Consider the following 15,575-nt stretch of genomic DNA (forward strand, 5'->3'; position numbering starts at 1 on the left):
TTCACCCCTCTCTCACTGTTCGCTGGTGATCTTCCACTGGACCGCCTGGTTGTAATCCGCCCACATCCGGGCATAGAGGCCGCCGGCGGCGGTCAGCTCCTGATGGGAGCCCTGCTCCGCAATGCGGCCCTCCTCCAACACGAGAATTTTGTCCGCGCCCACGACGGTGGACAGGCGGTGGGCGATCATGATAACGGTGCGGCCCCGGGTCAGCTCAGAGAACGCCTTTTGGATCAATGCTTCGTTCTCGGGGTCCGCGAAGGCGGTGGCTTCATCCAGGACCACGATGGGCGCATCCTTTAAGATGGCCCGGGCCAGGGCGATGCGCTGCTGCTCGCCGCCGGAGAGGTAGGTCCCCTCGGAGCCGATCAGGGTGTCCATGCCCTGGGGCAGCTTCTCCAGAATGTCCCCGCACTGGGCGGCCATCAGCGCCGCGCGCACCTGCTCTTGGGTGGCGTCTGGGCGGGCGGCCCGGACATTTTCAAAGATGGAGGCTTTGAACAGGCGGCTGTGCTGGAACACAAAGGCGATCTGGTCCATGAGCACATGGGGGTCGATCTGCCGCACATCCACGCCGCCCACCTTCACCGCGCCGGAGGCGGTGTCCCAGAACCGTGGGATCAGGCTGGCGGCGGTGGTCTTGCCGCCGCCGGAGGGCCCCACCAGGGCCACAGTCTGCCCCGGCTCCGCCGTGAAGGAGACATGGGAGAGGGCGGGGGTTTCCGCGCCGTCGTAGGTGAAGCTCACATCCTCAAATTCCACACGGCTGCTCTGGGGGGACTTGGGCTGCTCCGGCACTTTCAGCTCCGGGGCGCACATGACCTGGTCGATGCGGGCAAGCGCGGTGCTGGCCAGCATCATGCCCGATGCGGCGAACATGATCTTGGCAAGTGCCGTGGAGATGATGGCGGAGAACACCGCGTAAAAGGCGAAGTTTGTGACAAATCCTGTGAAGTCGCCGGCGGCCAGAGCCCCGGGCGCCAGGAACAGGGCCGCCGGTACCAGAAACACAAAGGCGCCCTCAGTGAAGGTCAGGTTGATGGATTGAGGTGTCCGGCAAATATCTGCCTGGTAGTGCTCGGCCTTGGTGCTGTAGTCCTCAATAGCCTCCTGGAACGCCTTGAAGGAGTAGACGGTCTGCTGGAAGATCTTGACTACAGGGATACCCCGGACGTACTCAGTGCCTGCTTTGGTAATGCGGTCCAGGGCCGCCTGATACTCTGCCAGAATCTTGGCGTTTTTGCCGCCCATCATGGAGAACATGGCCACAATGGAGATCACCGCAGCCAGCAGGCAGGCCGCCCCCATCCGCCAGTCAAAGACGAACATCATCACCAGCATGGCGATGAACAACGTGATGGTACCCACGATGTCCGCCAGGTTGTGGGCCAGCAGGGTCTCCGTGTCAGCCGCCGCCGCGTCCAGCCGCCCGCGGATGAGGCCGGAGGCGTTGGAGTCGAAAAAGCCCAGCGGGGCCTTCATCACATGGGCCACACCCTGCTTGCGGATATTGGACGCCGTGCGGAAGGCAGCCAGATGGGTACACATCAATCCCGCAAAATACAGGATGATGCCGGCCACCGCAAAGGCGAACGCCAGCCAACCGTATTGGGCGACGCTCTGCGCCTTCGTCCAGTCCGGCGCCACCGCGATCAGGTCCCGGGCTGCCAGCCAGATGCAGATGTAGGGTGCCATGCTCAGCAGCATGGACACCGCCGACAGGGCCAGGCCCAGAAAGGTCAGGCCCTTGTGGCTGCCTGCGTAGCCCAACAGGACGGCCACATCACTCTTTTTCTTCTGCTTCATAAAAAACCTCCCTCTCAAAGTTAGCTAAAACTAACTGTCATCCAAAAAGACAGGGGGCTATCCCCCCATCAATTTCAGCCATCCGGCGGTGTAGAAGTCCCGGAGCTGATCCACATCCCGCATCGCCTGGTCCCGGGGCATGTCGTGAACCACGATCTCAAAGATGCCATTGAACATCCCGCTGGCGATGATATGGCACAGGGATTTGTCCAGCACCGGGATGTCCCGGCCCAGGCGGCGGAGTACCTCCATGTACCGTTGGGTGTATTCCACCTCTGCCTCCACCATGTTGTGGACGAAGTGCTCATAGCTGGTGCCCTCCGCCCGGCACAGGAGCAGCTTGACCGGCTCCCGGTGGGCACAGATGTAATCCACCATCCAGTGGACACAGCCAGAAGACTCCACGCCCATGTGCTCCGGCTGCTGCTCCTCAGGCAGCTCGGCGAAGGAGGTCTGGGCCGCCATGAACTTCCCCATGAGGGCGGCGGCATGGGGCTCCACGATAGAGGCGAACAGGGCCTCCTTGCTGGAAAAATAGCCGTAGAAGGCGCCGGTGGTCACCCCGGCATTCTTCACGATCTGCCGCAGGGAGGCCCCCTGGAAGCCTTTATCCAGGAATTCCGCCATAGCGGCCTCCTGAATTTTTTCCAATGTGGTAACAGATGTTTCTTCCACTGGAATCTCTCCTGTAACATCGTTATATAACGGTGTTATAATACAACCAGCCCCACAATTTGTCAAGGGGGGAAAGCCGAAAAAGCCCGGCGCAAGTGCGCCGGGCTTTTCGATCAAAATCTTTGCCCTGATTTGGGAAGGGGCAGAGCACGCATGCTGTGGAGGCTGACGCCCAGAGTGGACAGGTTGTGGAGCATGGCCGATGTGGCCGGCGGCAGCACACCCGCCGCGCCAAGGCCGATCAGCGCCCCGTTGAACCCGATGACGAATCGGTAGTTGGCTTGGATGCGGTTCATGAGGGCCATGGCCAGCTGTCGCAGCTGCACCAGCTCCCACAGGCTGTCGGCGGCGATGGTGATATCGGCGATCTCTCTGGCGATGGCCGCCCCGTCGCTGATGGCGATGCCTGCATCCGCTTCGGAGAGGGCAGGGGAATCGTTGATGCCGTCTCCCACCATGAGGACTGTGTGCCCCTCCCGCCGCAGGGCTGCCACATACTCCGCCTTGTCCGCCGGAAGCACCCCGGCCCGGAAGTCATCTACCCCCAGCTGGGCCGCAATGGCGGCGGCGGTGCGGGGGCTGTCCCCGGTGAGCATGACAGTCTTTTTCACGCCCAGTCTCCGCAGAGCGGAGAACACATCTTTTGCCTCCTCCCGCAGGGGGTCGGAGATACAGATCACGGCGGAGAGCACTCCGTCGATTGCCAGGTAGAGCTGGGAGAACTCCGGAGGCAGGGTGTCGAACTTTTCCTGCTCGCCTTCCGGAATGCGCACCTTCTCGTCCTCGAAGATAAAATGGGCACTGCCGATGCGCACTTGTTCCCCATCCACCGAGCTGGCGATGCCGTGCGCCACCAGATACTCCACCTTGGCATGGCGTTCCTCATGGCGCAGGCCTCGGCGGCGGGCCGCTTCCACTACGGCGTTGGCCATGGAGTGGGGGAAGTGTTCCTCCAGGCAGGCGGCCAGGCGGAGCATCTCCGCCTCATTCTTGCCGTTGAAGGGGATGATCTGGGCCACCTGGGGACAGGCGTGGGTAAGGGTGCCGGTCTTATCAAAGATGATGGTGTCCGCTTTGGCTGTGGCTTCCAGAAACCTGCCGCCCTTGACGGTGATGTGCTCACGCCCGGCCTCCCGCATGGCAGACATGACTGCCAAAGGCATCGCCAGCTTTAAGGCACAGGAGAAGTCCACCATGAGCACCGACAGGGCTCGGGTCACATTCCGGGTGAGGAGCAAATCCAGCAGGCTCCCGGCGAAGGTATAGGGCACCAGCTTGTCGGCCAGGTTGGACGCCTTGGCTTCAGCGGCAGACTTCATCTGCTCCGACCGCTGGATCATGTCCACAATCTGGTCGTACCGGCCCTGGCCGGATGCTTGCTTCACCTCCAGGGCGCACTCGCCCTCCTCCACCACGGTGCCGGCGTACAGCGCCCCTCCGGGACGCTTGGCCACAGGGACGGACTCGCCTGTGAGGGAGGCTTGATTGACGGTGATCTCACCCTCCGCCACCACGCCGTCCAGAGGGATGACGCCCCCGGCCCGGACCACAACCAGATCGCCGGGCTTCACTTGTCCAATGGAGACCAGTACCTCGTCGTTCCCGTTTTTCAGCCACACCCGGTCTACGTGAAGGGACAAACTCTCCGCCAGGTCGGCCACAGACTTCTTCCTTGTCCAGTCTTCCAGCAGCTCCCCGATCTCCAGCAGGAACATGACGGTGCCGGCGGTGCCAAAGTCCCGGCGGCAGGCCGAAATCCCGATGGACAGGGCATCCAGCAGCTCCACCTTGATCTGACGCCGTCCCAGACAGCGAAGGCCCTTGCGCAGGAAAGGCGCCATGTGCCAAATCACCCGGGCAATCCGCAGCGGCGCAGGCAGGAACAGGGTGGCCGCCGCCTTTACTGCCACCTTACCCACCAGTTTCTCCTGGAACTCCCGGTTCATAGCCCGGGTGCTGTGATCGGGGAGGGCGACAGACGCTTCTGCCCCGGCCCAGGTGAACGCGCCGAGTGCGGAGAGAACCGTTTCCCGCTCCCCTGTAAAGGTCACGATGATACAGCCTGTGCGCTCATGGACAGCGGCTTCCCGGACCCAGGGCTGGCCCTTCAGCCAGGTCTCCAGCAGGTCGGCCTGACGCAAGGTCAGGTTTTTCTGCCGGAGGCGCAGACGTAGCCGCCCCCGGCTCTCGTGTACGATGGTTGCTCGCATACAGGTACTCCTTCCTATGAAAAAGGGAGCCGCTTTCCGGCTCCCTTCCGCAGCTTTTAAGCCTCCTGACCCTCCACCTGGGTTTCGGCCTCCTTGGAGGCCCGGGCCTCATTGATGTCTTTGGCGGAGGCCACAATGTCGGCGGCGTTCTCTTGGACGGCGGTGACCGTCTCCATCACGCTGTCCTTCATCCGCAGGCCGGCGGCGGTGATGTGGATGTAGGCATTCTTGGCATCCTTGCTGGTCAGCAGCTTCACGCCGGCAGAGCCGAACAGAGCACCGCCCACAAAGCAGGCCAGTCTGACGTAATGCTTCATCATAGGATTCTTCCTTTCCGTGATTGGTTATTTGCGTTTGTAACCTGTGATCATCACCATGATCATGCAGATCACGGCGCCCCAGGCCCAGAAGCGATGTTGTTTCATCAAGATCTCCTCCTGTCTGGAAACAAGCCCGTCTCTTCGCGTATTAAAGTATTATAGCAGATGAAACGCCCGGTGTATCACCAAAACAGACGATGTTGTGCCGGTTCAGACATCCTTCCGGTACTTGGCCGGCGTCATACCGTACTGCCGGCGGAAGGCGGCGGTGAACTGGCTGGCACTGCCATATCCGACTGACTGAGCCACCCCCAGAACACTGAGGGAGGAGTCCCGCAGCAGCTCTGCCGCCCGTTCCATCCGCCGCTGCCGCAGCCAGGCGTGGACCGGCAGGCCGTACAGACGGCGGAAAGCATCCTTGAATGTTGTGGCGGAGAGCATGGCCATGCGGCTCAGGGCTGGGATGGTCAGGGGATCGGCCAGGTGATCCTCCATATAACGGCGCGTCTTTCCTAAAACCCGGACTACCTCCCGATCCAGTGCCGGGGCCGGGAGGACATTCGGCGCATTTCCCTCTGGGGCGGAGAGCAGATAGAGCAGCTCTGCCGATTTCCACACGCACCAGCGGGCCTGCTCGCTCTGGGGCAGGCAGTCCAGGTTGGCAAAGACCGCCCGGCTCCAGGTGCTGGGCCCCTCTACGGCACAGCCGTTCCGGCTGGCCATCCATCGCCGTACCTGCTCTGTGTCCAGAGAGAGGCCCCCCAGCAGCGCACACAGGGCCTCCAGGCTGTCCCGGGCGCTGCGGGCGTCCACTGCTACCAGGACTCCCTCCAAGGAGGTGCCGACCTTGGCGGCGGACAGGCTGGAGGCGTCCGTGAGAAGAAGCACCTGCCGGGCACCTGCCGTCAGGGCCGATCCGTCCCGCCGGGTCAGTGTTACCGTCCCGGCAACACAGAACAAGGCCTCGAAATGCAGAGGCTCCAGTCGAAGGGGCAGGGGGAGAGGGCTCTTTTCCAGAGAGAACAGGCAGGCCCGGACGCCGGGCATCACCTGCGACCAGTCTCCACGGTCCGCCAGAACCTCTGCCAGCATCCGTCTGCCTCCTCTCTCTGCTGATCTGTGTCCCGGCCGCTTACCGGCCGAACAGCCCCTTCTTCCCCCAGGGCTCTTTCCGAATCTCCCCTGCGTCATAGCCGGTGGCCCGGATGGCTTCCCGCAGGGCTGCCTCATCCAACTCTGTTTCTGCGATCACCGTGGTCTCCTTTTTGCTCCGGGACGAGGTGACTTTCTTCACCGGAAAGGCTCTGCGCACCGCGTCGTTCACATGGCTCTCACACATGCCGCACATCATACCTGTCACCCGCACAGTATATTTCCACATATTCTGCCGCCTCCACTGCTGCTTCTATTAGTTAACGCTAACCACAGGACAATCTTCTCCTGTCAGGGGAATTGTCCAGATAATATCAGTCTGGTTTCCCATGCAAATCGGTTAGGCATATCTAACCAAAAACATTATAGAGCCGCATCTTCTGGTTTGTCAAGCCCCGGGACCGCGCAAGCATTGGCACCCGGCATGGTATTCCGGCAGGGGCCTCTTAAAACCGGCTACGACCGTCTGGCAAACGGTACGCAAAGTGGCTGCTTTGAGAGAGGGGCGACCATACAAAAGCATTTGAACGGCGTGGCGCTCGAAAGAGGGGAAATTACGGATGTGCCTGCCTTTTATCGGCGTGTTGATTCCGTTTGCAGGAACCGCTTTCCGGCCTGCACCTTACTTTGGCCGGTGTCGGAGCAACGGCTCCCCGCCTCCGCCAAAAGAGCCGGCAGGTGAAAGGGCCCCACACCCATCTACGATGCTCCGCCACGATGGCGCTGGATGCATGGTGCCGGGCTAACAAGGAACATGCCCGGAACGAAGGACTTTCCTGCTCTCGACGGCCCTGCAGATTCTGAGCCGTGTTTCAGCCTGCGGCCCGATCTCCAGTTCTGCAGACGACGGCAGAATCTCCTGGTCCTGCCGGGCTGACGTCTCTTCCAGCTCTGATAAATTCGTCCTCGACTATCTGTCTCTTGCAGTTTGGCCTCTTTACCATGGCTGAAAATAGCGATTGCAGTCCTCTTGGGCCTGCTTCAGCGCTTCTTCTGGGGAACATACCCCCAAAACTGCCTGCTGGACATGGGCCGCCAGAATGGTCTCTAGTTGCAGCTCGCTGAAGTTCTGGTAGTAAGTGCTGTTGCTGCGGCGCTGCGCTGTGGGAAAGCTCTTTCGCGCAGTGGAGAGCCAGGGGTATTGCTCGCTGATATCGCGGTTGCTGTATGCGGAACGGCAGGGAGACAGGCCGCCCAGCATCGTGAAGACCGGTGCCACCAAGTCTGCATACAGCCACTCCAAAAACTTGCAGGCAGCCGCAGGGCAGGTGCAGCTCTGGGCGATCCCGATCACGCCGCCGCCCAAAAGCGGCTTTCCGCCAGGGACGGGGGCAAAGCCCAGCTTACCAGCAATTCGGGACATCTGAGAGTTCAGAATGTGGGAGGCATAGTTGATAAACACCACAGTCATGGCGGCCGTTCCATCGGCAAAGCCCTCCAGAGCATTCTTCCAGAAATCATAGATCGTCCGGTCCGAATAAGAATATGTCTCCCGGTAGTTTTCCAACGCACGCAGCGCCTCCGGCGTATCCAGGGTGATCCGGCCCTGACTATCCAGGAGACGTCCGTTCTCCGCAAAAAGGCGGGGCATGAATTCGCTGGGGCTTACGACAACATTGCCGATGGCTACCGTTGAACCGTACTGTGTGGGGGAGGCGGCATTGCAGCCTCTGGTAAAGAAAGACGCGACGCGGTTATAGTCGCGGAAGGTCTTGGGGACAGCAAGCTCTTCCCGGAAGTCCTCATAATACATCCGCTTATATGTGGGGTCGGTGAACAGATCCCGCCGGTAAAACAGCAGTTGGATGCTGGGATCATAGGGAACACAGCAGCGGTTGCCGTGGGCGGTGGTAAAATGCTGCCCCAGCTCCGGAATGGCTTTAGCCAGCAGCCCGTCCCAATCAAAGGGGATCTGGGCAAGGGGACGGTATACCTCCTCTCCAAGCTCATCCAGCCAGGCTACATCCATGCGGATCAAATCATACTGGCTGCGGGCGGGAGACTGGACCACCCGGTAGACATCCCGCAGAGAGGGCAGGACCGTCAGCTCCAGGTGGATGCCGGCGGTTTTCTCGAGATGCGGCGCCAGCCTGGCCAAAGCGGTGGTCGAGGGGGAGGCCATGGTCAGTATTCGTAAAGTTTGAGAATGCAGATGGCCCGGCACCATCTGCGCAGTGCGGAATCCGTCATTTTCCATACGGAGCTTTCCGGGCAGGGCTTTTCCCTGCTCCAGGCGGGCCAGCAGCTGTTTCACAATCCGGTGGGCAAGTTGCTTGTAGTCCAGTTCATAAACTGAGGTCTCCGGATCCGTCACAGCGGCCTTTGTGGCCAGCGTAACAAAACGAGGCAGCGGCGCCTGACTGGAGTAGGCGCAGGCTGCCCGGACGGCATCCTCTCTGCGGCGATCCGAGCATATCATATAATCATACGCCTGGCCGCCGTCAAAAAACGCAAAGGCCCGCAGGCCGATCTGATAATTGCGGCAGTCCAGAAAGTTGACGGCTTCCTTATTCTGGCAGTGCGTACGGACACCCCTGATAAACAGAGCAGCATCCGGCAGCTCCGCGGCCTCTGTAAAGACGCCGATTCGGGCAGCACCTTGAGAGCAGACATAGTCCGCAATCTCCCGGCCAGCCCGCTCAGGATCAAAACCTGCGTACATCACATCCGGCTGTTCCGGACCTTCCCGCTGCAAAAAAACCAGCGGCAGGTCCGGAGCTTCGGCCCGGTAGTGGGACAATGCATCCGTCAGGCAGGTACTGGTAATGATCGCGCTGAAACGGGCGTTCAATGCTTCCGTCAGCAGGGACAGTTCTCTGCTCTCCATAGAACGGGTGGAATAGAGCTGTACAGAATATCCTCTCTGTGAAAACTCGCTTTGAAAGACCTCATACATAGCCGCCCAGTGGGTGTACTCGATCCCCGGAAGCATAACCGCGATTGCCCGGTCCTTTCCCAGCCGCAGACTTTGGGCCTTGGCATTGACCTTATAGCCCAGCTTTTCCGCCGCCTGCCAGACCAAACGAATCTTTTCTACACTGACATTTCCGCGGCCGTTGATGACATTGGATACGGTTCCGTGGGAGACACCGGCCTCCCTTGCAATATCTTTGATAGTAGGCATCCCGGCGCCTCCTTCCGCTGATCTGTTTTTATTGTACTATGTGAGTTTGTTCCTGGCAAGAGCACTTCTCGCCAAAACGAAATAGTAAAATTGAACAGAATAAGGACTTATATTCTATATGTTTTGTAAGAAACGTGTAAATAGTACTGAAAAAATCCAAAAAAGAAATTGACACGTTCCAATTTTGGTGGTACGGTAACAATAGAAACTCGCAATTCTCAGCTTCGATTTTTCAATTTTGGATGAAAAGGAGATGTCATTGATGAAGAAGTTTCTCAGCCTAGCACTTTCTGTTTTGATGCTTCTGTCGCTGCTGGCCGGGTGCGGCGGTGGTTCCTCCACAGACGACGGCGCCCAGCAGAACGGAGGCAGCGAGACGGCGGAGACCGGTGGAAAACTGGTCGTGTACTCCGCGCTGAACGAGGACAACACCATTGCGATGGCGGAGCAGTTTGAAAAGGACACCGGCATTGAGGTCGAGTACATCTCCCTGGGCGGCGGCGACGCTGTGGCCCGCGTCCAGGCGGAAATGAGCAACCCACAGGCGGATTTCCTGGTGGGCGGCTCCGTGGACCTGTACGGCTCCCTGGCGGAGGCTGGGGCGCTGCTGGAATACGACTCCCCCAACAACGATGACCTGGATGCGCGCTTCAATGACCCCAATCATCTCTGGCAGGGCTGGTACATGGGCGTTTTGAGCATCATCATCAACGAGGAGCGATTCCAGGAGGAACTGGCCTCTCAGGGCCTGGCGGAGCCCGCCACCTGGGACGATCTGCTGGATCCGGCCTATGACGATGTATTTGTCTGGGCCAATCCCACTACTGCGGGCGGTGCCTACATCGCCACCGCCTGCCAGATTTTCCGCCTGGGTGAAGACGCCGCCTGGGATTACCTGAAGGCGCTGGACCAGAACGTCCACCACTATTATCAGGGTGCCGGGGACGTCATCAGCCCCGTGGCAACCGGCGAGTTCATCGCCTCCATCGCCTGGGCCCACGACAGCTTCAAGACCCAGCAGGAGGGCTACCCCCTCAAGCTCATCATTCCGGAGCAGACCGCCTATGAGATTGGCGGCGCGGCCATCATCAACGGCGGCCCCAACACAGAGAATGCCAAGATCTTCATGGACTGGCTGCTGACCAAGGAGGCCCAGGAGCTGAACGTGGAGTCCTCCTACCGCTATCCCGTCCGCACAGACGTGGCTGCACCCGAGGGCCTGCCGGCGCTGGAGGATGTGGATCTGGTGGACTACGACCGGGACCAGGCCACCGCGATGCGGGAGTCCGTCCTGGAAAAGTTTGAGGCGGAAATCATGGCAAACCGCACCTAACCGGTAGCAGGAAAGTGCCTGCCTGCAAGAGCAGGCAGGCACTTTTGCAATTTACAATTACGGAGCTGGAAGGAGGAGTCCCTATGGTCGCGGGCACGTCCGCACGGGAATCCGTCAAAGAAATGAAGCGGTTGAAAAATGAACCGCTCCTGCTGCTGGTCATCATCGCCATTATCCTGTTTGTGGGAATATTTGTGATCTATCCAGTGGTCAAGGTCATCCTGTTCCCCGATGGGGGGACCTATCTGGAGCTGTTCAACCGGCCCCGCTGGCTCACCGCCATCAAAAACAGCCTGTTCATGACCCTGGTCTCCACCATCTCCTGCACGGCGGTGGCATTTCTGTTCGCCTATGTCATCGCCCGCCTGGATGTGCCCTGCAAAGGGCTGTTCCGATTTATTACACTGCTTCCCATTGTCTCTCCGCCCTTTATCGTGGCGCTGAGCTATATCCTGCTCTTCGGCGTCCAGGGGATCATCACAAAAGGCCTGCTGGGACTCCATGTGGATATCTATGGCCGCCTGGGACTGTGGATCGTCCAGACTGTCACCTTCTTCCCCTACGCCTACTCGGTGATCTACGGCGTGATGAAGGGCATCTCCACCAATCTGGAGTATGCAGCCTACAACATGGGCGCCACCCGGTGGCAGGTGTTCCGGGATGTGTTCTGGCCCCTGTGCCGCCCCGGCGTGGCCGGCGGCGCCCTCATCGCGGCCATCAACGTCCTGACGGATTTCGGCAACCCCATCATGATCGGCGGCGATCTGGCCCTGCTGCCCACGGAGGCGTATATGCAGATCAACGGCTGGTACGACATGAGTACAGCTTCCGTCCTGGCGGTGGCACTGCTGATCCCGGCCGTGGCGCTGTTCCTGGTGAACCGCTTCTGGGTGGGCAGGCGGTCCTATGTTACCATTACCGGCAAGGAGATTTCGCTAAATCCCTTTCCGGTCCCCAAGTGGGTGAAGTGGACCCTGTTCACGCTGACCATGCTGATCTCCCTGTTCGTCCTTCTGGTGTACGGCACCCTTTTCTACGGGGCCTTCACCAAGACCTGGGGATATGACTGGTCCTTCACCTGGGAGAACCTGCAGTACGTGTTCCTGAAAGGGGAACAGATCTGGAACTCCATCAAATACGGCCTCCTGGCGTCTTTAGGCGCCGCGCTGCTGGCCATGGTCCTGGCCTACATCGTACAGAAGAAGCAGGTAGGCCTCAACAAGTTTCTGGACTTCCTGGCCATCCTGCCCGGTGCCATTCCCGGTATGTTTCTGGGCATCGGATTTGTGCTGGCGTTCAACGGCGGCTGGCTGTCCCTGACGGGGACGGGCGCCATCATGGTGCTGGCGCTGCTGTTCTGGAATCTGCCCACCTGTTACAGTGCGGCAACAGCAGGCCTGCAGCAGATCGGCGCCTCGGTGGAGGACGCGGCCCTGAATCTGGGAGCCAACAGCTTCCGCTCTTTCAAGGATGTCATCATTCCGCTGCTGAAGGCGCCGTTTCTCTCGGGCTTCGTGCTGTCCTTCCTGCGGTCGGTTACCTGCCTCAGCGTGGTGATCTTCCTCTACGCGCCCTCCACCACCGTGGGCACCATCTCTGTGATGGTCCTCGTGCAGAGCGGACAGTGGGGCGAGGCGGCGGCGTTTACTGTGGTGCTCATCACCATCGCGTTTACCGTGCTGCGGCTGGCTCAGTGGCTCCTGGGCCGCCAGGGCATCAAGCTGGAACTGTAAAGGGAGGCGGAACGTATGGATGCTTATATTGAATTTCGGAACGTCGTCAAGAAGTTCGACGACTTTGTGGCTCTGGACCATGTGTCCTTACAGATCCCAAAGGGGGCGTTCGTGACGCTGCTGGGCCCCTCCGGCTGCGGCAAGACCACCCTGATGCGCCAGCTGGCGGGGTTTTCCGAGCCGGAGGAGGGCGACGTCCTGGTGGACGGCAAGCGGATGAACGGGTTGCCGCCCTTCAAGCGCAATACGCCGCTGGTGTTCCAGGAGTATGCGCTGTTTCCCCACATGACGGTGTATGAGAACATCTCCTACGGCCTGAAGCTGAAAAAGGCGCCCAAGGAGGAAAAGGACCGCAAGGTGGCGGAGATGCTGGAGATGTTCAACCTCCAGGGACTGGATGGGCGGTTCCCGAAGCAGCTCTCCGGCGGCCAGCAGCAGCGGGTGGCCTTTGCCCGGGCGCTGGTGATGGGGCAGGAGATCCTGCTGCTGGATGAGCCCCTCAGCAACCTGGACGCCAAACTCCGGGTGGAGGTGCGGACGGAGCTGCGGCAGATCCAGCAGAAGTTCGGGATCACCACCATGTACGTCACCCACGATCAGGACGAAGCCTTGTCCATGTCAGACATCATCGCCGTGATGCGCAGGGGCCGCATCGAGCAGATCGGCAGCCCCTGGGAAATCTACTTCCGCCCCGCCACCCGCTTTGTGGCGGACTTCGTCGGCACGGTGAACTTCCTGGAGGGTACGGCCCATCGGGAGGCAGACGGCAGCCTGTCCGTGGACCACAGGGGTATGCGCCTCCGGGTGGACGAGGACACGGACCTTCAGGGCGGCGAGCCGGTGACTCTGGTGGTCCGCCCGGAGGGTATCAGCCTGATGGGGCTGGAAGAGACTGTCCCGGAGGGCACGGCGCTGCGCGGCACCATTGAAAATTACAGCTTCCTGGGTCGTATGATCCGCTACTGGGTGCGGGTAGGGGAGGAGGTCTTTGTCATTGATGACGCCAATGTGGACCTCACCGGCGCCCGGACAGGGGATGTGCAGCTTCGTTTGGATACTCGCAAGCTCCACGTGCTGAAAGGCGGTGGTGCGGATGCTGCTGGTTGACTTTATCAATGTGGGCTATGGCGACGCGATCCTGCTGCGGGAGACGGAGACACCCTTCGCCATGCTGGTGGACTGCGGGGACGCTCGCATCGGGCGCTCCCGACCGGACGGACGGCGGATCACTGCGGCGGACTACCTGCGCCGGGAGGGGATCCGGGAGCTGGACCTGCTGGTGCTGACCCACCTCCACCTGGACCACGCCGGCGGACTGACTCATTTGCTGCCGGGGGTCCGGGTGCGGGAATTCTGGACCAACTACCTCCCGCCGGAGGAGATGTGGGGGCACACACTCCCGGCAGTGCCGGGAGCTCCAGCCGGCGCCCGGTGTCTGATGACCTCTATGGGGATTTATGTAAAAGCCCTGGCTCATCTGCGAAGCCAGAAGACGGAGATCCGGCTGATCCGGACGCCCTGTGATTGCCGGCGGCTGACGGAGACATTGTCTGCCGGTGTTTTTCTGGAGGATGAAGAACTCCGGCTGCGGCAGGCTTCCATCTGGGACGCCGTCCTTTCTGGCGCGGGCAGCAGCGGGGACCTGGAGGCGCTTGACGGCTTTATCAACAACACCAGTATCCGCCTGCGGCTATCCTATGCCGGGCAGGAGATTGAGCTGCCGGGGGATGTGTATGCCTCCTGCTGGGAGCGGCACCAGCTCCCGCCCTGCACCCTCATAAAGCTGCCCCACCATGGGCACGGGGACGCCTTGACATCCCGACTTCTGGAGATGCTGCGGCCACGGTACGCCGTTATCTCGGTCTCGGATGATCGGACAGATGACTGCCCCAGCAAAAAAATTATTCAGCTTTTGTCGCAGTTTGGCGTTGAATGCTTTTTTACGGATGCAGTACCGTGTCAGTATGCTCCGGATCAGCCTCATGTTGCCATACGTTTTCGGATTGAAAAGGGAGTTCTTATGGTATCGGACGTGTAAAAAGATGTGGGGGGAGGGAACCGCTCTGAACACTGGACCCCAACGATTTATCAGGATGTGAACGACTCCTGCCTGACGCACGCCGATATTCCCGCCAGGTTGGATTACAATGGGGACTGGCGCGGAGACAACAAGTGAGAGAATCTCAAAAATTATTCCCGGATTCCTTCTGCATATTGTTCTATATGAGAGACTTTGTTCCACTATTTTATGGAATACGACGTTTATTACCCGCGGGGCATACCGAGGGCATCTTGACAGCATTTCCCGTATCCAAAGCGGTTGTAACCTGGACGGATCAGCCCATCTCCACTGATGGGGTACAGGTTTCCGCCATCATCGCGTGTCAATGCATGAGCCGGAAGCGGCTTACGTGCAGACTGCAGGGCATTCGGGCAGAAATGCGATTGCGGCTTCGAGAAAAGGGCAGGCGCTTCGGCGCCTGTCACTTTCCTAAAATTAGGAATGCGCACAAAAAATCAGGATATGTACGTGGAAGGAGTGCCGTTCTGCCCGTCGTGGCGGGATAGAATGCTGCTTCCGGCCTGACGCCTGCTGTCATACGCTTTCTGCTTTTTTGCGTCACAGTTGGCCGACGCGATGCCGCCCGGAGGAGACTCTGTGTTCTCGTACCGCGACGTTTTTTGCCTTTTACGGGGCCATGTAAAACAAGCTCAAATTGGTCTGGCAGACCCAACCTGGCTTTATAGCTGTTTGAAACAGCATCGGCTCATAGATGGAAATCTCGGGCTTATCTCTGCCGCACCTTGAGCAGTGGGCATTGCCCCTTTTTCTCTGCCTTTTCAAAGTGGACACAGGCTACCGCCTGGTATTGCATTCCGCTTCTCTCCCGGCTGATTTCCAAAGAAATCAGCCGGGTTTCCTGCGCCTTCAAAGAATTAGATGGTATCTGGAAGAATTTTTGCGTGGTTTTGCCGTATTCTGAGCTGCTGTGATAAGCATTTGTTGGCTTCATAGCCGAGACGATGATCTGGTGAATGCTTTGCGCTGTCTTAGGGCTCAAGCCCTTGAATGGTCTCTTGCTCCGGTTCCAGTCCACCCGGCCCTTTTCCGTGTCGCTTATACCTTTTACAGCAACATAACAGATGGCACCGCGGTGTCATTCTCAAACTGCTGGTTTTAAATACGACAGAAAAAATATTACGTTAAAAAATATGGCGGCT

At 59.6% G+C, this 15,575-nt stretch carries 13 protein-coding genes; 4 read left to right on the forward strand and 9 right to left on the reverse strand.

The window, feature by feature from the left end; translation table 11 throughout:
* Positions 1–12 precede the first annotated feature (12 nt).
* The 8 genes from EIO64_RS11615 to EIO64_RS11645 form a co-directional block, all read right to left on the reverse strand.
* Positions 13–1,806: an ABC transporter ATP-binding protein gene (locus tag EIO64_RS11615; protein ID WP_136891371.1), complete on the reverse strand. Its 1,794-nt coding sequence runs from the start codon at positions 1,804–1,806 to the stop codon at positions 13–15.
* A 57-nt stretch (positions 1,807–1,863) separates the two neighbouring features.
* Positions 1,864–2,481, reverse strand: a complete 618-nt coding sequence (locus tag EIO64_RS11620; RefSeq protein WP_136891372.1) for a TetR/AcrR family transcriptional regulator — start codon at positions 2,479–2,481, stop codon at positions 1,864–1,866.
* A gap of 113 nt (positions 2,482–2,594) precedes the next feature.
* Positions 2,595–4,691 carry a heavy metal translocating P-type ATPase gene (locus tag EIO64_RS11625; protein WP_136891373.1) on the reverse strand — a complete coding sequence of 699 codons (2,097 nt, stop codon included), beginning with the start codon at positions 4,689–4,691 and terminating at the stop codon, positions 2,595–2,597.
* Positions 4,692–4,747: 56 nt separating this feature from the next.
* Positions 4,748–5,008: a DUF6110 family protein gene (locus tag EIO64_RS11630; protein WP_025544004.1), complete on the reverse strand. Its 261-nt coding sequence runs from the start codon at positions 5,006–5,008 to the stop codon at positions 4,748–4,750.
* Between the two features lie 27 nt (positions 5,009–5,035).
* The gene (locus tag EIO64_RS19375) at positions 5,036–5,116 is read right to left on the reverse strand and encodes a DUF6219 family protein (RefSeq protein WP_227605409.1); all 81 of its coding nucleotides are present in this window, start codon (positions 5,114–5,116) and stop codon (positions 5,036–5,038) included.
* 105 nt (positions 5,117–5,221) lie between these two features.
* The gene (locus EIO64_RS11635) at positions 5,222–6,103 is read right to left on the reverse strand and encodes an AraC family transcriptional regulator (protein ID WP_249390663.1); all 882 of its coding nucleotides are present in this window, start codon (positions 6,101–6,103) and stop codon (positions 5,222–5,224) included.
* Positions 6,104–6,143: 40 nt separating this feature from the next.
* A complete protein-coding gene (locus EIO64_RS11640) occupies positions 6,144–6,392 on the reverse strand; it encodes a heavy-metal-associated domain-containing protein (protein WP_021751948.1) in 249 nt (82 codons plus the stop codon).
* A 708-nt stretch (positions 6,393–7,100) separates the two neighbouring features.
* Positions 7,101–9,287, reverse strand: coding sequence for an extracellular solute-binding protein (locus EIO64_RS11645; protein WP_025544006.1), 2,187 nt, complete (start codon positions 9,285–9,287; stop codon positions 7,101–7,103).
* A 262-nt stretch (positions 9,288–9,549) separates the two neighbouring features.
* On the opposite strand from EIO64_RS11645, the gene EIO64_RS11650 reads away from it, so the two are divergent.
* From EIO64_RS11650 to EIO64_RS11665, 4 genes are all read left to right on the forward strand, one after another.
* Positions 9,550–10,620, forward strand: coding sequence for an ABC transporter substrate-binding protein (locus tag EIO64_RS11650; RefSeq protein ID WP_158629780.1), 1,071 nt, complete (start codon positions 9,550–9,552; stop codon positions 10,618–10,620).
* Between the two features lie 83 nt (positions 10,621–10,703).
* A complete protein-coding gene (locus EIO64_RS11655) occupies positions 10,704–12,353 on the forward strand; it encodes an ABC transporter permease (protein ID WP_025544009.1) in 1,650 nt (549 codons plus the stop codon).
* Between the two features lie 15 nt (positions 12,354–12,368).
* Complete coding sequence (locus EIO64_RS11660; protein ID WP_025544010.1) at positions 12,369–13,460, forward strand: ABC transporter ATP-binding protein; 1,092 nt, start codon at positions 12,369–12,371, stop codon at positions 13,458–13,460.
* On the forward strand, positions 13,447–14,391 hold the full coding sequence (locus tag EIO64_RS11665; protein WP_119310428.1) for a ComEC/Rec2 family competence protein: 945 nt from the start codon (positions 13,447–13,449) through the stop codon (positions 14,389–14,391). The genes EIO64_RS11660 and EIO64_RS11665 overlap by 14 nt, the downstream gene beginning before the upstream one ends.
* Positions 14,392–15,142: 751 nt before the next feature.
* On the opposite strand, the gene EIO64_RS11670 is transcribed toward EIO64_RS11665, so the two are convergent.
* Positions 15,143–15,367: a hypothetical protein gene (locus tag EIO64_RS11670; RefSeq protein ID WP_145985039.1), complete on the reverse strand. Its 225-nt coding sequence runs from the start codon at positions 15,365–15,367 to the stop codon at positions 15,143–15,145.
* Between the last annotated feature and the right edge of the window lie 208 nt (positions 15,368–15,575).

This window comes from Dysosmobacter welbionis (genome assembly GCF_005121165.3).
In the GTDB taxonomy this organism is placed as follows: Bacteria; Bacillota; Clostridia; order Oscillospirales; family Oscillospiraceae; genus Oscillibacter; species Oscillibacter welbionis.

Excerpts from the sequence above, each read along its gene's own strand:
- EIO64_RS11615 (WP_136891371.1), bottom strand. The coding sequence starts at position 1,806 with ATGAAGCAGAAGAAAAAGAGTGATGTGGCCGTCCTGTTGGGCTACGCA.
- EIO64_RS11630 (WP_025544004.1), bottom strand. The coding sequence starts at position 5,008 with ATGAAGCATTACGTCAGACTGGCCTGCTTTGTGGGCGGTGCTCTGTTC.
- EIO64_RS11660 (WP_025544010.1), top strand. The coding sequence starts at position 12,369 with ATGGATGCTTATATTGAATTTCGGAACGTCGTCAAGAAGTTCGACGAC.
- EIO64_RS11645 (WP_025544006.1), bottom strand. The coding sequence starts at position 9,287 with ATGCCTACTATCAAAGATATTGCAAGGGAGGCCGGTGTCTCCCACGGA.
- EIO64_RS11650 (WP_158629780.1), top strand. The coding sequence starts at position 9,550 with ATGAAGAAGTTTCTCAGCCTAGCACTTTCTGTTTTGATGCTTCTGTCG.
- EIO64_RS11640 (WP_021751948.1), bottom strand. The coding sequence starts at position 6,392 with ATGTGGAAATATACTGTGCGGGTGACAGGTATGATGTGCGGCATGTGT.
- EIO64_RS11665 (WP_119310428.1), top strand. The coding sequence starts at position 13,447 with ATGCTGCTGGTTGACTTTATCAATGTGGGCTATGGCGACGCGATCCTG.
- EIO64_RS11635 (WP_249390663.1), bottom strand. The coding sequence starts at position 6,103 with ATGCTGGCAGAGGTTCTGGCGGACCGTGGAGACTGGTCGCAGGTGATG.
- EIO64_RS11670 (WP_145985039.1), bottom strand. The coding sequence starts at position 15,367 with ATGAAGCCAACAAATGCTTATCACAGCAGCTCAGAATACGGCAAAACC.
- EIO64_RS11625 (WP_136891373.1), bottom strand. The coding sequence starts at position 4,691 with ATGCGAGCAACCATCGTACACGAGAGCCGGGGGCGGCTACGTCTGCGC.
- EIO64_RS11655 (WP_025544009.1), top strand. The coding sequence starts at position 10,704 with ATGGTCGCGGGCACGTCCGCACGGGAATCCGTCAAAGAAATGAAGCGG.
- EIO64_RS19375 (WP_227605409.1), bottom strand. The coding sequence starts at position 5,116 with ATGAAACAACATCGCTTCTGGGCCTGGGGCGCCGTGATCTGCATGATC.